This is a genomic window from Pseudarthrobacter adonitolis (genome assembly GCF_055412845.1).
On record NZ_JBVAYW010000029.1, the window covers coordinates 16743 to 33656 of the forward strand.

19 protein-coding genes and 1 pseudogene are annotated in these 16914 nt (G+C 65.1%); 10 read left to right on the forward strand and 10 right to left on the reverse strand.

Annotated elements, in window-relative coordinates; all coding sequences use genetic code 11:
• Positions 1–27: 27 nt before the first annotated feature.
• The 4 genes from ACZYZ4_RS18130 to ACZYZ4_RS18145 all read right to left on the reverse strand — a co-directional run bounded on the left by ACZYZ4_RS18130 (position 28) and on the right by ACZYZ4_RS18145 (position 2532).
• Entirely contained in the window at positions 28–912 is an 885-nt protein-coding gene (locus tag ACZYZ4_RS18130) for a F510_1955 family glycosylhydrolase (RefSeq protein ID WP_463863137.1), read from the reverse strand.
• Between the two features lie 93 nt (positions 913–1005).
• Positions 1006–1641 (reverse strand): DUF305 domain-containing protein, encoded by a 636-nt coding sequence (locus ACZYZ4_RS18135; RefSeq protein WP_463863138.1) that lies wholly within the window; start codon positions 1639–1641, stop codon positions 1006–1008.
• A 140-nt stretch (positions 1642–1781) separates the two neighbouring features.
• The gene (locus tag ACZYZ4_RS18140; RefSeq protein WP_463863140.1) at positions 1782–2255 is read right to left on the reverse strand and encodes a hypothetical protein; all 474 of its coding nucleotides are present in this window, start codon (positions 2253–2255) and stop codon (positions 1782–1784) included.
• A gap of 100 nt (positions 2256–2355) precedes the next feature.
• Complete coding sequence (locus tag ACZYZ4_RS18145) at positions 2356–2532, reverse strand: hypothetical protein (RefSeq protein WP_463863161.1); 177 nt, start codon at positions 2530–2532, stop codon at positions 2356–2358.
• Positions 2533–3065: 533 nt separating this feature from the next.
• On the opposite strand from ACZYZ4_RS18145, the gene ACZYZ4_RS18150 reads away from it, so the two are divergent.
• Positions 3066–5669, forward strand: a complete 2604-nt coding sequence (locus ACZYZ4_RS18150; RefSeq protein ID WP_463863142.1) for an AMP-binding protein — start codon at positions 3066–3068, stop codon at positions 5667–5669.
• Here the strand turns inward: ACZYZ4_RS18150 and ACZYZ4_RS18155 are convergent.
• Positions 5615–5824 (reverse strand): diguanylate cyclase domain-containing protein, encoded by a 210-nt coding sequence (locus ACZYZ4_RS18155; RefSeq protein WP_463863144.1) that lies wholly within the window; start codon positions 5822–5824, stop codon positions 5615–5617. The two genes, ACZYZ4_RS18150 and ACZYZ4_RS18155, sit on opposite strands and share 55 nt — an antisense overlap.
• Before the next feature lie 7 nt (positions 5825–5831).
• Between ACZYZ4_RS18155 and ACZYZ4_RS18160 the strand changes: the two genes are divergently transcribed.
• From ACZYZ4_RS18160 to galU, 9 genes are all read left to right on the forward strand, one after another.
• The gene (locus ACZYZ4_RS18160) at positions 5832–6158 is read left to right on the forward strand and encodes a hypothetical protein (RefSeq protein ID WP_463863146.1); all 327 of its coding nucleotides are present in this window, start codon (positions 5832–5834) and stop codon (positions 6156–6158) included.
• Positions 6155–6829, forward strand: a complete 675-nt coding sequence (locus ACZYZ4_RS18165; RefSeq protein WP_463863147.1) for a hypothetical protein — start codon at positions 6155–6157, stop codon at positions 6827–6829. The genes ACZYZ4_RS18160 and ACZYZ4_RS18165 overlap by 4 nt, the downstream gene beginning before the upstream one ends.
• Before the next feature lie 373 nt (positions 6830–7202).
• Positions 7203–8165, forward strand: a complete 963-nt coding sequence (paaA, locus tag ACZYZ4_RS18170; RefSeq protein WP_463863148.1) for a 1,2-phenylacetyl-CoA epoxidase subunit PaaA — start codon at positions 7203–7205, stop codon at positions 8163–8165.
• Positions 8162–8545: a 1,2-phenylacetyl-CoA epoxidase subunit PaaB gene (paaB, locus tag ACZYZ4_RS18175; protein WP_463863149.1), complete on the forward strand. Its 384-nt coding sequence runs from the start codon at positions 8162–8164 to the stop codon at positions 8543–8545. The genes paaA and paaB overlap by 4 nt, the downstream gene beginning before the upstream one ends.
• A gap of 11 nt (positions 8546–8556) precedes the next feature.
• Entirely contained in the window at positions 8557–9393 is an 837-nt protein-coding gene (paaC, locus tag ACZYZ4_RS18180; protein WP_463863160.1) for a 1,2-phenylacetyl-CoA epoxidase subunit PaaC, read from the forward strand.
• The gene (gene paaD, locus ACZYZ4_RS18185) at positions 9390–9908 is read left to right on the forward strand and encodes a 1,2-phenylacetyl-CoA epoxidase subunit PaaD (protein WP_463863150.1); all 519 of its coding nucleotides are present in this window, start codon (positions 9390–9392) and stop codon (positions 9906–9908) included. The genes paaC and paaD overlap by 4 nt, the downstream gene beginning before the upstream one ends.
• 9 nt (positions 9909–9917) lie before the next feature.
• Complete coding sequence (gene paaE / locus ACZYZ4_RS18190; RefSeq protein ID WP_463863151.1) at positions 9918–11159, forward strand: 1,2-phenylacetyl-CoA epoxidase subunit PaaE; 1242 nt, start codon at positions 9918–9920, stop codon at positions 11157–11159.
• 7 nt (positions 11160–11166) lie between these two features.
• A complete protein-coding gene (locus ACZYZ4_RS18195) occupies positions 11167–11976 on the forward strand; it encodes an enoyl-CoA hydratase/isomerase family protein (protein WP_463863152.1) in 810 nt (269 codons plus the stop codon).
• 9 nt (positions 11977–11985) lie between these two features.
• Positions 11986–12876 (forward strand): UTP--glucose-1-phosphate uridylyltransferase GalU, encoded by an 891-nt coding sequence (galU, locus tag ACZYZ4_RS18200; RefSeq protein WP_463863153.1) that lies wholly within the window; start codon positions 11986–11988, stop codon positions 12874–12876.
• Positions 12877–12904: 28 nt separating this feature from the next.
• Here the strand turns inward: galU and ACZYZ4_RS18205 are convergent, their stop codons facing one another.
• The 5 genes and pseudogenes from ACZYZ4_RS18205 to ACZYZ4_RS18225 form a co-directional block, all read right to left on the reverse strand.
• On the reverse strand, positions 12905–13960 hold the full coding sequence (locus ACZYZ4_RS18205; RefSeq protein WP_463863154.1) for an LCP family protein: 1056 nt from the start codon (positions 13958–13960) through the stop codon (positions 12905–12907).
• Between the two features lie 331 nt (positions 13961–14291).
• Positions 14292–14504: pseudogene (locus ACZYZ4_RS18210) on the reverse strand (IS3-like element ISAar46 family transposase); the annotation flags it as partial.
• A gap of 116 nt (positions 14505–14620) precedes the next feature.
• Positions 14621–15079, reverse strand: a complete 459-nt coding sequence (locus ACZYZ4_RS18215; RefSeq protein WP_463863156.1) for a hypothetical protein — start codon at positions 15077–15079, stop codon at positions 14621–14623.
• An 87-nt stretch (positions 15080–15166) separates the two neighbouring features.
• The gene (locus tag ACZYZ4_RS18220; protein ID WP_463863157.1) at positions 15167–15682 is read right to left on the reverse strand and encodes a hypothetical protein; all 516 of its coding nucleotides are present in this window, start codon (positions 15680–15682) and stop codon (positions 15167–15169) included.
• A gap of 72 nt (positions 15683–15754) precedes the next feature.
• Positions 15755–16672 (reverse strand): site-specific integrase, encoded by a 918-nt coding sequence (locus tag ACZYZ4_RS18225; protein ID WP_463863158.1) that lies wholly within the window; start codon positions 16670–16672, stop codon positions 15755–15757.
• Positions 16673–16914: the final 242 nt, after the last annotated feature.

A 16914-nucleotide genomic window follows, 5' to 3' on the forward strand; every position in this document is an offset into this window, starting at 1 on the left:
AGGACTAGGAACGGGTCGCGCACAGCGTCACGAGGCGTCGGAGGGTCGGAATGTGGTACCGCCGTCCGTGGAGACGACGACTCCATCGGTCGTAGCGGCCCAGATCCACGGTTTTTCGTTGGCGCCCTTTACCGCCGCGATGGCCAGGACCTCGCCGTCGATCCGGCCCATCCGTGTCCAGGTCGCGCCGGCATCGGCGGAGTAGTGGACGGTACCGTCGGGCTCGACACCTGCAGCCTCCATGGGGTGGGCAAACGCAGCGAACTGGATGACCGGGCCAGCTCCTTCAAGCGTCCAGGAGTTGCCGCCATCGATTGAGCGCTGTATTCCCTCCGGCGTGGTGGCCAGAACGGTGTCACTGTTGGGGTGCCCGGCCAGCACGGCGGGGGCGAAACCGGCGGCCACTGTGGTCCAGGCTTTGCCGTCGGGGCTGGTGCGCAGTGATCCGTCGAACGCCAGGATCCCGGATTTTGTGGTGGTCAGGGAATGGAAGTCCGATTCACCCTGCCGGGATAGCGGCTCCCAGGTCTTGCCTCCGTCAACGGATTTGATCAGCCCGAGAGGGTTGGGAAGATCGGACCCGGAGCCGGGGTGGCCGGAGGCGTAGAAGACGCCCTCGTCCTGGCCGGCAGTGAAGCCCATGAGGTCGTTGGTGCCGCCGATCTTGGTGGCGGGTTGCTTTGTAACGTCGAACAGGCCTTCGTGCGTGGCCAGGAGGACCCGGCTTGTGTCGCCGCTGACACTCAGACCGTGGACGTGGCTGCTGGGCAGGCCGCTGCGGGTGTGGTGTGTTGACGAGGCGCCGGTAGATGGTTCAGTCGCCGGCGCGCAGGCAGCCAGGCCGAGAATGAGCGCGGCCGCACCGGCTGTTATGGCGGCGGAGTGGAAACGGTTCGTGGGCAGCAAAGACATGGGGGAACTCCAGAATTGATGTGAGGCAGAGTGGGGAGGCCGGGAGGCCGGGAGGGGCCGGCGCCGGAGGGGTCCGGTGCCGGCCCCGGCTGGTCAGAGTTTGGCCAGCAGGTCCTGCATTTCCTGGATTTCCGCTTCCTGGGCGGTCACGATGGCCTTGCTGAGGTTGATGGCATCAAGGTTTTGGCCGCCGGTGGTTTCGGTTTTGGCCATCATGACGGCGCCTTCGTGGTGGGCGATCATCTGGTTCAGGAAGAGCTTGGCCGCTTCGGTGCCCTGGGCGGTGTCGAGCTTCTTCATGTCCGCAGCACCCATCATGCCGTCCATGCCTGGGGTGGACATGTCATGGCCGGCGGGTGCCTGCGTGGGCTCGTTCCAGCTCTGAAGCCAGCCGGTCATCTGTTCAATCTCCGGTCCTTGGGCGGCCTTGATCTTGGTGGCTAGGGCAGTCACATCCGCGGGGATGTCCTTCTTGGCCAGCATCATGTCGCTCATCTCCACCGCTTGTGCATGGTGCGGGATCATCATCTGGGCGAACATCACGTCCGCCGCGTTGTGCTCCGCAGACGCGGCAGGGGCGCTGCTGGCCGGCGCGGAGCCGGATTTGCCGTGGTCCATGCCGGGCATGGACGTGCCGGCGGAGCTGGATCCTGTTCCGGTCGAGCATCCGGCCAGGGCGAGTGCTGCGGCGATGGCGGTGGCGGAAAGAGTGGAAAACTTCTTGTTCATAAAAGTCAGGTCCTTCAAACATCAGTGGGCGCAATGGTGCCGCCGGGAGAGGATACGCATCAAATGGATGCGGCAGACGCGCCCGACGCGGGCGGGTCCGCAGGAATGCGCGCCGGAAAGGGACGCGGCAGGGTCCTGTTTTATGTCCGGCTGATGGATAACTCACCCGGCGACGGACCGCCGGGAGTATAGAAATAGGGGCTTGGGACAGTGCTGAAGGCCCCGGCTTTGGGGACGGCGCCGAACACCGTGGAACCGGGCAACGGGGCGGACAGGATTCCGCTTTTCGCCGACGGGGTACAGGACACCGTCATGGTCTGCATGCTCGCGCAGGTGCCGGAGCACGGCTCCGACGAGACCCCCGCCATGTCCTGGGCGGACCCGCGGTGGTTTGAGTGCGTGCCGGATCCCTGATGCCCGGAGTGGCCATCAGCCGGTGACTCAGCATGGACCGCGCCGGTGCCGGTCGCGGTCATAGCGGCCGTCGAGTGCATCGAATGGTTGCCGGTCATCACGTGCATGCCGAGGATCCCGGCGATAACTGCCAGGATCGTGGCGAGCCCGCCTGCACGGCGCAGGAACGACGTCGCAAGGCGCCGGGCTGGTGCGGTCATGACGTTCCTCCTTCCGTGCGGGTCCGTTCGTTTCAAGGCTACCCGCCCGGGTGGGCGGGGTGTCCGGGCACCGACCTCTCCGGGGGCGCTGCCGCCCGGTTCAACGAACCTGGGCGGGGTTCAGTTTCACCCTCCGCAGCAGCTGGGCCTTCAGTGCCACAACGATCGTCGAGATGGACATCAGCACCGCACCGGCGGCTGGGGAGAGCACGACCCCGGCGAAGGCCAGGACGATGGTGAGGCCAAGGGAAGTTCTTGCCGGGACTCTGTTCCACACATGTCAGTTCCGTTCCTTGAAGGAGGTGTGATGGGCGCTGGGGTTGAACGGCTGTGACGGCCGTGCGAGGCACGGACCTGGACGTACCACTTCACTGACAACCATCCCAAAGATACCCCCATGGGGTATTGCAGTCAAGAGTCCGCGATGGCTCATAGAAAACCTCCGCGTAGCCGGATACGTTGCTTCATTCAGTACCTGCCGCCCGCCGGTCGTGGGGCCGCGCAAACGGCCTGGCGCTACGCAAGCGGCCGGGCGACGCCCAAATACGGGTGTCGCCAAACCGGCTGCGCGTCATGGGGCAATATGCGCGTCGTAGGCAGGGAAAGTGGAGAGGAACGTCCGACGGCGGCACTCGGCGTGGGTGCCGACGTCGCACTCCCCGGTGGTCGAGCCTGTCGTGACCCCCGGCATTACACCAGAAACTGGAGAAATAGGGCACGTTTTCGTTTTCTTAATTCGCCAATGTCCGGTGTACTGTTCCAAGGTTAGGCTTCCCTAAATCAGCCCTGGACATCGATGGACCACATGCTATGAACACCGAACTTGACCTTCAACGCCTGTCGTTTGCCGCCGACCTTGCGGGCAACGGTGACAGGACTGCCGTTGCCACCAACAGTGAGGTCCTGACGTATCGGGAACTGGCTGACCGTGTGGAGGAGCTGGGCCGGCGCCTCGGTACCGAACGTCGCCTGGTGGCCCTGACGGCCGGCAACGATGTGGACTCGCTGGTGGGGTATCTGGCGGCCTTGTCCGCAGGCCATCCATTGATCCTCCTGCCCGCGGACAAGCCTGCCGCCCTGGAGTCCCTCGTCGCGGCCTATGACCCGGACGTTATCCTTCGTTCCTCAAACGGCCGGACGGTACTGGAGGAGCGAAGGCCGGGCACCGGGCATACCCTGCACCCGGACCTGGCGCTTCTGTTGAGCACCTCAGGTTCCACCGGTTCACCCAAGCTTGTCCGGCTTTCCTACGAAAACCTCCAGGCGAACGCAGAGTCCATCGCGGAATACCTCGGCATCACCGAAGATGACCGCGCAATGACCACGCTGCCCATGTCCTACTGCTATGGACTGTCGGTGATCAACAGCCACCTGCTGCGCGGCGCCAGCCTGGTCCTGACGGATCTGTCCGTGGTGGACCCCTGCTTTTGGGACCTGTTCCGCAGCGAGGGTGCCACGTCGTTCGCGGCCGTTCCCTATACTTTCGAGTTGCTCGAACGGGTGGGGTTCGCCAGCATGGATCTGCCCACGCTCAGGTATGTGACTCAGGCGGGCGGCAGGCTTAACCCGGACCTGGTCCGGCGTTACGCCGATCTGGGAGCACGGAGCGGCTGGGATCTCTTTGTGATGTACGGCCAGACGGAAGCCACGGCACGCATGGCTTACCTTCCTCCCCGGCTGGCAGGTATGTCGCCCGGCGCCATCGGAATCCCTGTCCCCGGGGGCGCCTTCCGGATAGACCCGGTTCCCGGGCTGGAGCATGGGGAGCTGGTGTATTCCGGACGCAACGTGATGCTGGGATACGCCCGGACGCCGGAGGACCTCGGCCTCGGGCGGACGGTGGATGAGCTCCGCACTGGAGACCTGGCGCGCCGGAACGCTGACGGACTGTACGAAGTGGTGGGAAGGCACAGCCGGTTCGTCAAGATCGTCGGCCTCCGCGTCGACCTTGGGCAGGTGGAGCGGATCCTTGCCGACCTTGGTATTAAGGCCGCGAGCGCCGGCACGGACCAGGGACTCGTCGTCGCCGTCGAGGGTGAACACGACCCGGCGCTGCTGGGCAAGCTCCTCGCCCAGGGCATAGGCCTGCCGCGCGCTGCCCTGGAAGTCCACGCGGTGCCGGAGCTCCCGCGTCTGGCGTCCGGCAAGCTGGACTACCCTGCGGTCCTGGCCCTCTCGAAACAGGGCGGTCCCACGGTTCAAGACGCGGCTTCCGGCGCGAACTCCGGCGCTAACGCGCAGGACAGTGTGGTGCGGATTTTTGAAGACACGCTGGAGCTGACGGACATTTCCGACGACGACACGTTCGTTTCGCTCGGTGGGGACTCGCTTTCGTATGTGGCAGCGTCAGTCCGGCTTGAGCAGGCACTGGGTCATTTGCCGCCGGACTGGCACATCACCCCGGTGGGGGTGCTGGGGGTCGGCTTTGAGCAGCCGAGACAGGGGAAGCGCCGCCGCGTGTTCGCCCGGCTTGAAACCAGCATCGTGCTGCGGGCGGTCTCCATTTTCCTGATTGTCAGTACCCATATCGGATTCCTACACTGGCAGGGTGCCGCCCACGTGCTCATAGCGGTGGCGGGGTTCAACTTCGCCAGGTTCCAGCTGTCCGGGGAAGGTATGCCGCGGCTGCGGAAACAAGCAGCCAGCCTGGCCAGGGTCATCATCCCCAGCATGGCCTTCATCGGCTTCGCCTACCTGATCACCGACAGATACAGCCTGGCGAATATCGTCCTCCTCAACGCCATTATCGGACCCGAAGAGGTGACCACTCGGTCGCATTTCTGGTTCATTGAGGTGCTCGTCTACCTGCTGGTCAGCATGACGGCATTGCTGGCCCTGCCCTGGGTCAGCCGGGCCGAAAAGCGTTTCCCGTTCCTCTTTCCGCTGGTGCTGCTCGGCGCCGGACTGCTCACCCGGTATGAGCTTCTTGAGCCGGGAATTCCGCACACGACCCCGGCGCTCTGGCTCTTCGCGCTGGGATGGGCGGTTGCCCGGGCCCGTCACGTCCTGCAGCGATGCACCCTGAGCCTCGTGGCCGCTTTGACCATCCCGGGGTTCTTCGACAATCCGTACCGTGAACTGACTGTCCTTGCCGGGATCCTCCTGCTCCTGTGGCTGCCCAGCCTTCCCGTCCCGGCCGGGCTCCGCCGCCTCACCGTTCTGCTGGCCAGCGCGTCCCTGCACATCTATCTGGTGCACTGGCTGGTTTACCCGCTGCTGACTGGGTTCAGCCCCGCGCTCGCCGTGGTTGCCTCGCTCATCGCGGGCTCGGCGTACTGGGCGCTGTGCGGCCAGGCGCCCGCTCTCATCGATCGAGCCAAAAGGCACGTCCTGCCCGCCCGGTTCGTTGACCGGAACAGTCACACGGCCTCCGCGGCCTCCGCGGCCGCCGGGCGGTCGTCGGACATCCTGTAGTGGCCGCGGCCGCGGCGCTTGGCGGAGTAGAGGGCCTGGTCGGCGTCTTTCAGGAGATCGTCCGGCGACTGCGGGGATGTCGATACGGCCACGCCCGCGCTTGCGCCCACGGTGACGGTGGCCCCGCCGAGGGGGGCCGGAACGAATCTGCTCAATCCCGAGGTGGGTGTCTTCTACATCGCCACCATTCCCCAGTTCATCCCCGCCGGCGCCTCGCCTCTCTTGATGGGCATTTTGCTAGCTGGCGTCCACTGTCTCCTGGCCATGGTGTGGTTCAGTCTGCTGATTTCGGCACAGGCTACGCCGCCCGCTGGCTCAAAGGCGCCCGAAGCATCCGCATCATCGACAGCATCACGGGAGCCGTACTCGTGGGCTTCGGCCTGTACTCATGCAGAAGCCTCACTAATAATCCGACGGCACCGACGAAGAAGCGGTGCCGCTGTGCCCTCTTGTACAGGACGGCATCGAGGTTTACCTTTTATCCCATGACGCGCCGGATTACTGGAGATGCGAAAGCGGCGGCCGCTGTCATCACGGCAGCATCCGCAGCCTTTCTGGCTGGCGCCTTTGTGCCGGTCTCCCGGGTGTACGTCGAAGCGGATCCGCAGGTCAAATGGGCCATTCTGCAGGCAGATCCCGTGCAGTGGAACGTCCAGCAACTGCTCCTCGGCGCGGGCACTGCTGCCTTGCCCGCTGGCGTGGCCATGCTTGCCCGTCACTGGGATCCGGGAAAAAGGCGCGGGACCAAAGAACCCTTGCCGGGTCAGCGCCTTGCCCAGGGCGCTGCACTTGCCTGGGCGGCAGGAGCTTGCCTGTTCCTGGTTCATCTGGAGGAGCGGTACAGAGATCCGGAGGCCTTCGCGTTAGGGAACCAGCCCATCTGGCCATTCCAGGGGTATATGTGGCTCAGTTTCGCCGGTATGGCTGCCCTGGGTGGCGGGCTGCTGAAGCGGGCGCGCAGCAACGATGAGTCCGGCGCCATATCCGGAGATCCGCGCTGGCCTGGCTGGCTCAACCTGGGTGGGGCCGCAGTCTTCGCCGGCGTCCTGGCCGCCACCGGTGACATCCCGCCCCTTGTGGTTTACGGCGTAGAGCTGGCCACCGGGGCGGCGCTGATACGGCGTCTGCGCCGGGGCACCAATGCGGAGAAGCCTGCCTAACTTCTCGCGGTCGACTCCCTGAACGACGGCGGCCCGCACCTCATCCGGGAGGTAATAGGGCGTGGGGAAGCAGTTGCTGCCCCCGGCTCAGTCGCAACCTGCTGCTAATCCGCCAGTGAAATGATGCCCCTGACGCCACTGCTTGCGCTCCTGCCCAGTTGCTCCCGCCGGACCCTGGCTCCGAGGCGGGACACGCCGTCGAACGCGGCGCGCCGCCGGTCCGGCGGAGAAGCAGCTGGGCGGGAAGGCACGTAAGACGGCGGCCCGCAGTACGGCGCCACGCTTGACGCCCCGAAGCCCCTCCGCATATCCTGAACGAACGGTCGGTAAATAATTCCGACCCCTTCCCAGAGGCCAATGCATAGGAGCAACCATGGATTCCATCGTCCAGCGTGACGCGGACGGCCAGGCGAACTTTGACCGCGTCATGGCGGAAGATTCGCGGATCGAGCCGCGGGACTGGATGCCGGATGCCTACCGCAAGACCCTCCTGCGCCAGATTTCCCAGCACGCCCACTCCGAGATCATAGGGATGCAGCCGGAAGCCAACTGGATTTCCCGGGCCCCGAGCCTGAAGCGCAAGGCCATCCTCATGGCCAAGGTCCAGGACGAGGCCGGCCACGGGCTCTACCTCTACTCCGCCGCCGAGACCCTGGGCCAGAGCCGCGACAAGATGATGACCGATCTCATCGCCGGCAAGGCCCGTTACTCGAGCATCTTCAACTACCCGGCGCTGACCTGGGCGGACATGGGTGCCATCGGCTGGCTGGTGGACGGCGCCGCCATCTGCAACCAGGTGCCGCTGTGCCGCGCCTCCTACGGCCCCTACGGCCGCGCCATGGTGCGGATCTGCAAGGAGGAGTCGTTCCATCAGCGGCAGGGCTTCGAGATCCTGCTGGAGCTCGCCCACGGCACCCCGGAGCAGAAGCAGATGGCGCAGGACGCCGTGAACCGCTGGTACGCCCCGGCGCTGATGATGTTCGGACCGCCGGACGACGATTCGCCCAACTCCCGCCAATCCATGGCCTGGAACATCAAGCGCTTCAGCAACGATGAACTCCGCAGCCGCTTCGTGGGAATGATGGTGGAGCAGGTCCGCGTGCTGGGCCTCACCCTCCCGGACAGCGAGGTCCGCTTCAACGAGGACACCAAGAAGTGGGAGCACGGCCCGCTGGACTGGAACGAGTTCAAGGAAGTCCTGGCCGGCCGCGGCCCCTGCAACGCCCAGCGCCTGGAGCGCCGGAGGGAAGCGCACGACGACGGTGCCTGGGTCCGCGAGGCAGCCGCGGCGTATGCAGCAAAACAGTCAGTGAAGACAAAGGAATACGCAGCATGACACCGCATGGCAACCCGGAAGTTCCGGCCAGCTCGGCCACCGAAATCAACCGCGAGGCGGCCAAGATGAGCCCGGTGGTCGAGACCCCTGCCGCCGGCCGCAACGCCTGGGGCCTCTGGGAGGTCTTCGTGCGCTCGAGCCGCGGCCTGTCCCACGTCCATGCCGGGTCGCTGCACGCGCCGGATGCCGCCATGGCCCTGCGCAACGCCCGCGATCTTTACACGCGCCGCAACGAGGGTGTGTCCATCTGGGTGGTCCCGGCCGACGCCATCGCCGCCAGTGACCCTGACTCCAAGGGTTCGTTCTTCGAGTCCCCGCAGGGCAAGGACTACCGGCACGCCACGTATTACACCAAGAGTGAAGGGGTGAAGCACCTGTGAACGCTGTCCCTATGGGCGGGGAATCAGCCACCCGCATCACCCCCGGCAACGCGCTCCGCCCTGAGGACATCGCCCTGGAAGTCCGCACCGGCCTGGCCAAGCCCACCGAGGACGTGGCCGAGTATGCGCTGCGCCTGGGGGACGATGGCCTGATTCTCGCGCAGCGTCTGGGCCACTGGATCTCGCGCGGCCCCGAGCTGGAGGAGGACGTGGCCCTGGGCAACATCGCCCTGGACCAGCTGGGCCACGCCCGGAGCTTCCTGACCTACGCGGGCGGCGCCTGGGAGAAGACCGAGGACGAGCTGGCGTACTTCCGGCGTGAGCATGAGTTCCGGTCGGCCGCCATCTTTGAGCAGCCCAACGGCGACTTCGCGGCCACCATCGCCCGGCAGTTCGTGGTGAGTTACTACCAGTTCGAGCTCTACCGCAGGCTCACCCAGTCGAGCGACGCCACACTCGCAGCCATCGCCGCCAAGGCCGTGAAGGAAGTGGACTACCACCGGGACCACAGCGCCCAGTGGGTCCTGCGCCTGGCCGGCGGCACGGAGGAATCCCGCACCAGGATGATCCACGGCCTGAGGCAGATGTGGCCCTACGTTGCCGAGCTCTTCGAAGACGATGAGCTGACCACGCGCCTGGCGGAAACGGGCGCCGCCGTCGAGCCTTCCAGCCTGCGCGCTGACTTTGACCGCCTGACGGGGGAGATCCTGGCGGAAGCGGACCTGGAGGTGCCGGACGTCCCGGCTGCCCCCGGCGGCGGGCGGTATGGCAGGCATTCCGAGCACCTGGGCTACCTCCTCGCGGAGATGCAGGTGCTGGCGCGCGAGTATCCCGGAGCAAGCTGGTGACCGCCGTGGCCACCGCTGCGCCTGGGCAGACACAGCTGCAGCAGGCGTGGGATATCGCGGCCACGGTCTGCGATCCGGAAATCCCTGTGCTCACCATCGAGGACCTGGGGATCCTCCGCGACGTGCAGGTGACCGAGGAACAAGTTCGGGTCACCATCACGCCCACCTACTCGGGCTGCCCGGCCATGGACGCCATCCGCGACGACCTGAAGGCCGCGTTTGCCAAGGAGGGCTACAAAGCAGAGGTGGACCTGGTGCTTGCCCCGGCCTGGACCACGGACTGGATGTCGGACGCGGGCAAGGCCAAGCTGCAGGAGTACGGCATTGCGCCGCCGTCGGGCAGGGCAGCAGCCGGCGGCCACAGCGGCCCTATCAGGCTCAAAATGGCCGTGAAATGCCCCCAGTGCTCCAGCCTGAACACCAAGGAGCTCACCCGGTTCGGCTCCACGTCCTGCAAGGCGCTGTACGTGTGCAAGGACTGCCTGGAACCGTTCGACTACTTCAAAGTCCTGTAAGGAAGCCCCATGCCTGTTGTGCGTCAGACCGCCGCCGAATCGGCGCTAGCCAGCGGCCGCCGTCGTCCGTCCTTCCATACCCTCACCGTGGCGGAGGTGCGCCGGCTGACCGAGGATGCCATCGAGGTGTCGTTCGGCGTCCCCCAGGAGCTCGCCGGCCAGTTCGACTACCTGCCCGGCCAGTACGTGGCCCTGCGCACCACGCTGCAGGATGAGAACGGCGAGCCGCACGAGGTGCGCCGCAGCTACTCCATCTGCGCCGAGCCGCGCACGTTCCCGGACGGCAGCAGCGAGATCCGGGTGGCCGTGAAGCAGGACCTGGGCGGGCTGTTCTCCACGTGGGCCAACGCCGAACTGAAGGCGGGGGACACCCTGGATGTTATGAGCCCCATGGGCGCGTTTGTGTCCAAGCACGGCCGGGACGGCAAGGCCGTGGAGCAGAACGTCATGAACTCCATGAACCATCCGGAGGCGCTCGCGGGGGAGGCAGCCTCCCAGGGGGCGGGCACGTTTGTGGCCATCGCGGCGGGGAGCGGCATCACCCCGGTGATCGCGATCGCCCGCACGCTGCTGGCGGCCAACCCGGAGACGCGCTTTGACCTGATCTACGCCAACAAGGCCGCCATGGACGTGATGTTCTTGGAGGAGCTGGCGGACCTGAAGGACAGGTACCCGCAGCGGCTGGCCATCCACCACGTGCTCTCCCGCGAGCAGCGGATCGCGCCGCTGCTCAGTGGGCGGATCGACGCCGAAAAGCTCCAGCAGCTCCTCGGCACCGCCATCCACGCGGACGATGTGGACGAGTGGTTCCTGTGCGGGCCGTTCGAGCTGGTGCAGCTGTGCCGGGACACCCTGGCCGAGCGCGGGGTGAAGCCGGAGCACGTGCGGTTCGAGCTGTTCACGAGCGGAAAGCCGGACCGGCCGGAGGGCCACGCCGGCCGTCCCGTGGTGGTGGACGAGTCCCAGGAGACGTACAGGATCACGTTCAAGCTGGACGGCCTGCAGGGCGAGGTGGCCAGCCCCACTCATGCCCGCGAGTCGATCCTGAACGCGGCGCTGCGGGTCCGCGCGGATGTGCCGTTCGCGTGCGCCGGGGGAGTGTGCGGCACGTGCCGCGCCAAACTGGTCACCGGCACCGTGACCATGGACGAAAACTACGCGCTGGAGCAGGATGAGCTGGACAAGGGGTACGTCCTGACCTGCCAGTCGCACCCCACGAGCAAAGACGTCACCGTCGACTTCGACGTTTAAGGAACCCATGATCTCCCTCTCCATCGCCAACAACGTCGCCGAAGTGGTCCTGGACGCGCCGTACAAGCTGAACTCCCTCGACGAGCAGGCGCTCGCGGATTTAACACAGGCGTACGACGACGCCGCTGCCGCCGCCTCGCGCGGTGAGGTGCGGGCGCTGCTGCTGAGGGGAGAGGGCCGCGCCTTCTGCGCCGGCCGGGACATTTCCGGAGTGACGCCGGAGACGGACGACGCTGACGCGTACCTGGGCGGGCTGGTTCAGCCGCTGCTGAAGAAAATGAGCGCGTTCCCGGCGCCCACGTTCGCCGCGGCGCAGGGGGCGTGCCTCGGCGTAGGGCTGGGCCTGCTGCTCGCGACGGATGTCGTGTACGTAGCGGAGAACGCCAAGTTTGGTTCGCCGTTCGCCAAGCTGGGAGCAACCCTGGATTCGGGCGGGCACTGGTACTTCACAGAGCGGCTGGGCATGCACCGGACGCTGGACCTGATCTACACCGCCGAGCTGATGTCCGGGGCAGAGGCCGTAGCCCAGGGCATGTTCAGCCGGGCCATGCCGTCGGACGAACTGTTGGACAACACCCGGGAAATTGTGTCGAAGGTTGCCGCCGGGGCCACGGGCGCCTTCACGGCGAGCAAAGAGCTGGTGGCGCACATCCGCGACCAGCGGCTGGGCTTGTGGGACGCTATGGCGGAGGAGAACGCTGAGCAGGCACGACTCTGCAAGAGTGCGGACTACGCCGAAGGCTTCCGGGCTTTTCAGGAAAAACGCGAGCCGCGATTTACCGGGCAGAAATTGCCTTTTTCCGCTGTTGATTTGTAAGGTTCAGCTATGACAACGGGGAAAGCAATAACCAAAGCCGTCATTCCTGCTGCCGGATTGGGAACTCGCTTCCTGCCCGCCACCAAGGCAATGCCGAAGGAAATGCTGCCGGTGGTAGACAGGCCGGCCATCCAGTACGTGGTTGAGGAAGCCGTGAAGTCCGGCCTCACCGATCTGCTGATGATCACGGGACGAAACAAGCGCTCCCTCGAGGACCACTTCGACCGAGAGCCCGGCCTGGAGCGTGCGCTGGAGCTGAAGGGCGATACCGATGGCCTGGAGTCGGTCCGGTACGCCTCGGAGCTGGGCCCCATCCACTACGTCCGCCAGGGCGAGGCCAAGGGCCTGGGCCACGCAGTGCTGTGCGCCAGCCAGCACGTGGGCAACGAGCCGTTCGCGGTGCTGTTGGGTGACGACCTCATCGACGAGGCCGAGGACCTGCTCACCACCATGATGGAGGTGCAGCAGAAGACCGGCGGTTCTGTCATCGCGCTGATCGAGGTGGACCCTGCCCAGATCAGCGCTTACGGCTGTGCAGACATAACAGCAGTCGACGGCCAGGATTACGTTCGCGTGAACAGCCTGGTGGAGAAGCCTGCCGTGGGGGAGGCGCCGTCCAACCTGGCCGTGATCGGCCGGTACGTGCTGCACCCGTCCGTATTCGGCGTACTGGAGAAGACTGAGCCCGGCCGCGGCGGCGAGATCCAGCTGACCGATGCGCTGCAGACCCTGGCTGCCGGTGAGGGCGAGGGCTCCGGTGTGTACGGGGTGGTCTTCAAAGGTCGCCGTTTCGACACAGGCGACAAGCTGAGCTACCTCAAGGCCGTCATCACGCTGGCGTCCGAGCGGGTGGAGTTCGGCGAGGATTTGAAGACCTGGATGAAGGGCTTCGTCGGCTAGCCATCCCGCACCAGGCTAGCCATTTGGGTCAATTTCCGTTTTGGAGGTTGTTGGCGGCGATGTAGTCGCCCAGTTTGTCGGCTGTGAGGGCTGCCGAGATACTTTGTATGGCCACCGGATCTGTCAGGACAATTGACTGACCGTCGCTGGAGGTTCCGACGCCGCGGGTGGGTAAAGTGAACATGCTGATGTCTTGGGGCCGCACGCTCTTGAGTTCCACGGCGAGGCCGCCAATGGTGGCAGCGTCTAGGCCCTTGTCCACAGCCACGAAGGGCGAGAACTCGTTGACCAAGTTGCTGACGGTGATCGGATTGGTCAGGGTATCCGCGGTGATGGTTTTGGCAATGACACCCTTCATGAACGCTTGCTGATTTCGTACTCGCTGGTAGTCACCGTCGGCAAACGAGTGCCGTTCGCGTACGAACGCAAGAGCCTTCTCACCGCTCAGCGAGTTCGTCCCGACCGCATATGTGAACTGTCCGACGCTGAATGCCATGCTCGAATTTACGTCCACCCCGCCTAACGCCTCAGTTAGCCCCTTGAATCCGTCGAAATTGATCATGGCAACGTGGTCAATCCGCTGGTTAAACATAGATTCCACCGTTTGAACCACCAGTGGAACACCGCCATAAGCCAGGGCCGCGTTGATCTTGGCCTCACCGAATCCAGGAATTTTGACCCTAAGGTCCCGCATGAGGGAAATGGAGTAGACATTTTTTCGGTCCGCCGGAATGTGGACCAGCATCATCACATCGGAACGCTGATCGGACGGCACACCATTCTGCGCATCCACTTCTGTCGGTCCGCGGCTGTCACTTCCCATGAGCAGAATGTTCATTGCCTCCGGCCCTGCCGTGCCCGGTGCCTTTTGGGGACGTGTGGACTCTTCGGGGAAAGCGCTCTGAATTTTCTCGGTCTTGGAGTTGAAGGAGTTGGCAAGGTTCACGACGTAGCCGCCCGCCACTGCGGCAGCAACGAGGACAAGGACAGCTACGACAATCAGGACTGCGCGGCCCTTGCGGCTCTTCTGCGGGGTTGGACCGGCGCCCGTCGCGGGCGGTTCGGTTTCAAGTGGGAGAGTCATAGGATCCTAAACGAATGGCGGAGGAGTCGTTTCCTACCGAGGATATGCCCGGTGCTGTTCGCGGGAAGAATTTGCCAGTCAGCGAAGTAACGCTAGAGCGGACGAAGCTATGGCCACGATCCCTCGGCCAGCAAGTAGCCAATACGGTATCGATTGTTCGGATGGCACGAGGCTAAATCCCTGCCACCAACGGAGTCTTCGCCAGTGCCTGCGCATCCCCTATTAAAATACCACGAGTCGCCGAGATCGAGTCATCGGCATCATGGATCAGCATGGAATTTGTGGCGTTGGGCGCCGCGGAATTTTTCAAGCTGAACGGTACCAACGGGAGTTAGGCGGCTGACTGTTCGGGGATTTCCTTGGGTTGGTTGATCCAGGCTGGTCCGGGGAGCGCGAGGATTTTGGGATCGGTGGTTGTCGTGAAGCGTTCGGGGTGTTTCGTCCGGGCTGCCGCGAGGGTTGCCGAGCGTTCTTTGGCGACGCCGGCGGCGTGGCCGTAGTGGATGTTCGCGGGGGTGTGGAAGCCGATGCCACTGTGGTGGTGGTTCTCTGGGGGTCGTTGATTTTTTGGGCGATCGTTTTCAATATCGTCGCAGGTCAGCGGCTTGTTGGGTGGTGTTTTCGTACACCGTTGATGTGGTGCACGTTTGTCGCCGCATCCTATTTTTTGGTGTTGAGGCGGGTCGTGAGTTCCGGGTTCACGGCTCGCGCGGCGTTGAGATCCTGATCCCGTTCCTCGAGGCGCAGTTTCAGATCGGGGGTCTGCTGCTCGAGCCCGGTGATGCGCTGGTTCAGCTCGTCGAGATCGTGTGGCGCGCCGAGACCGGATTCGCGCCACACTTGTTCGCCGAGCGTTTCGGATAGCCGCCGTTTCAGTGTCCGGATGTGGTTTGCGAGGCGGTTCCCCCGTTCATTGGCGGCGAGCAGGTCCGTATGCAGCGAGGCCAGGCTGACCGCTGCACCCCGTGTGGAGTCGTGGGACGGCTGCGCTTGGATCGTGTGCAGCTGTGCCAGCAGGTCGCGATGTCGGTAGAGGAATGTGCGGTCAACGCCCGCGGCGCGGGCGATGGTGGCGACGCTGATCTCGTGGCCGTCGGAATGTGCCTTGATGGGCGGCAAGGACGCGTTCGCGGCGCCGGGTGGTGTCGGCGCGGCGGCTTTCGATGGCGGCGGCTGTTTTCATAACCGCGGGAGCCTTGGGGATGCTCACGGCACTGGCCTTGGGCGGACATCGGGTACCGGCTGCCGGAACTGGGGCATGCCCAGAGCCGTGGTGCGGTGGCGGCGCACGAGGGTTACGGCCTGCTCGATCTCTGCCCGGTCGACGGGCGCCAGCTGGTCCAGCCCGGCTTCGACTTTAGAGATCAGCCGGCGGATGCGGGTGATCTCGTTCTCCGACGGCAGGGCTTCGGTGCGGGCCCATTCCTCCAGGTCCTGGGTGGCCAGGAGCTTCTCCCGGTTGCGGAGCAGATCATCGAGGTGGGCCTGCAGATCGGGTAGGTAGGAGACGCCGGTGCGGAAGTGATCACAGCCGACGCAACGGAACCGGTAGGGGCAGGCGTTTCCGCCGGCCTGGACGTTGAACGGTTCGGTGCAGAGGCCGAACGGAACGATCACCTCTCTGACGGACCAGCGTGCGTGGTCAGAGTCCAGCAGCTCCTGGGCCTGGCGCCAGATGCGTTCGCCGTGCCGGTTGAACTGCATGGCGGTGACCCGGTCCACGGCCTCGCGGCGGCGCCCTGGCCGACCTGGTAGTAGCTGCTGGTGGTGTCGAGCTTTCGGTGATCCATGAGCTCACGCAGCACATCGATCGGCACTCCCTCGTCGGCGTGCCGCTGGGCGTAGGTGTGCCGGTAGGCATAAAGAACGATGAGGGCCTTGTCGAACTCGGTGTCGTAAGCGGTTCTCAGTACCGGCATGTTCGTGATCCAGGCGCGGTGGTGGAACGCGAGGAATGCGCCGGTCTGTGGGCAGCAGTTTGAGCTCACCGACCGGGGTGTGGGGGTAGCGGGCCCGTACCCACTGCTGCTGGGAAGTGATCACATTGGTAGTGTTCGCGCTGATGGGCAGCCGGCGGCCGAGGCGGCCGGCCTTGTGATTATCAAAGACCAGCACCGCAGATCCGTCGGCATCGCGGGCTAGGCAGTCGAACGCCAGGGCCGCGATCTCCTCGGGTCTTCTGCCGGTGTCGATGGCCAACTCGATCCCGGCCCTCATCGGCGGCGATGTCAGCCGGTCGAGGTGGGAACAGATCTGCCGCATGATTTCCGGCGGCAGATCCCGTCCGGATTCGGCGGCTTCGGGTTCATCGGGGATGTCGGCGGCGCCGATGGTGAAGTCCTCACCGAGGCCGGCGGCCAGGGTGCCGGGACGGGTTAGACCCAGAGCCCGTATCGTGGAGAGCACGTGCCGGACCTCGCGGACGGTGCGGAGCCGGGCATCGGTGCTGATCTGACCCGTCGAGGCTAGATAGGCAAGCCGGTTCAGGAATGTCTCGATGTGGGCGCGGCCAAGACCGGCGGGGATCCGGCCTTGGTCCGGGGGCATCCGCAAGGTCTCCGACAGACGAACCAGGGCGTTCACGTGGTGACGCACCGACATGCTCGTGGTGCTCCGCCGGCCGGGGCGGATCCGTCTTCTGGGCAGGTCATCAATGGCCCAGCGCTTGGCGGCTTCCCGCAACCACGGCTGGCTAAGACCGGTGAATGACACGGTGCCGGAGTTGCCGAAGACCGCCAGGTCCCATTGGTCACCTATGGCCTCGGCGGCTGGGGTGCTTTAGAGCTCGTCAGTAAATAAGCCAGCGTTTCATCGTATTGGTTCTATGGTGGTGCTATGACCATTGGTGCAGAGGTTGAGACGGCTTTGCGGGGAAAGTTCGATTCGTTGTTCCCGCATCTGGATGAGCGTCAGCGCCGCCTGGCCATGGGCGCTGAAGCCCGGGTGCTCGGGCA

Coding starts and splice junctions, on each gene's coding strand:
- paaB (WP_463863149.1), top strand. CDS start 8,162: ATGACACCGCATGGCAACCCGGAAGTTCCGGCCAGCTCGGCCACCGAA.
- ACZYZ4_RS18130 (WP_463863137.1), bottom strand. CDS start 912: ATGTCTTTGCTGCCCACGAACCGTTTCCACTCCGCCGCCATAACAGCC.
- paaC (WP_463863160.1), top strand. CDS start 8,557: ATGGGCGGGGAATCAGCCACCCGCATCACCCCCGGCAACGCGCTCCGC.
- ACZYZ4_RS18195 (WP_463863152.1), top strand. CDS start 11,167: ATGATCTCCCTCTCCATCGCCAACAACGTCGCCGAAGTGGTCCTGGAC.
- ACZYZ4_RS18135 (WP_463863138.1), bottom strand. CDS start 1,641: ATGAACAAGAAGTTTTCCACTCTTTCCGCCACCGCCATCGCCGCAGCA.
- paaE (WP_463863151.1), top strand. CDS start 9,918: ATGCCTGTTGTGCGTCAGACCGCCGCCGAATCGGCGCTAGCCAGCGGC.
- ACZYZ4_RS18205 (WP_463863154.1), bottom strand. CDS start 13,960: ATGACTCTCCCACTTGAAACCGAACCGCCCGCGACGGGCGCCGGTCCA.
- paaA (WP_463863148.1), top strand. CDS start 7,203: ATGGATTCCATCGTCCAGCGTGACGCGGACGGCCAGGCGAACTTTGAC.
- galU (WP_463863153.1), top strand. CDS start 11,986: ATGACAACGGGGAAAGCAATAACCAAAGCCGTCATTCCTGCTGCCGGA.
- ACZYZ4_RS18140 (WP_463863140.1), bottom strand. CDS start 2,255: ATGACCGCACCAGCCCGGCGCCTTGCGACGTCGTTCCTGCGCCGTGCA.
- ACZYZ4_RS18165 (WP_463863147.1), top strand. CDS start 6,155: ATGACGCGCCGGATTACTGGAGATGCGAAAGCGGCGGCCGCTGTCATC.
- ACZYZ4_RS18150 (WP_463863142.1), top strand. CDS start 3,066: ATGAACACCGAACTTGACCTTCAACGCCTGTCGTTTGCCGCCGACCTT.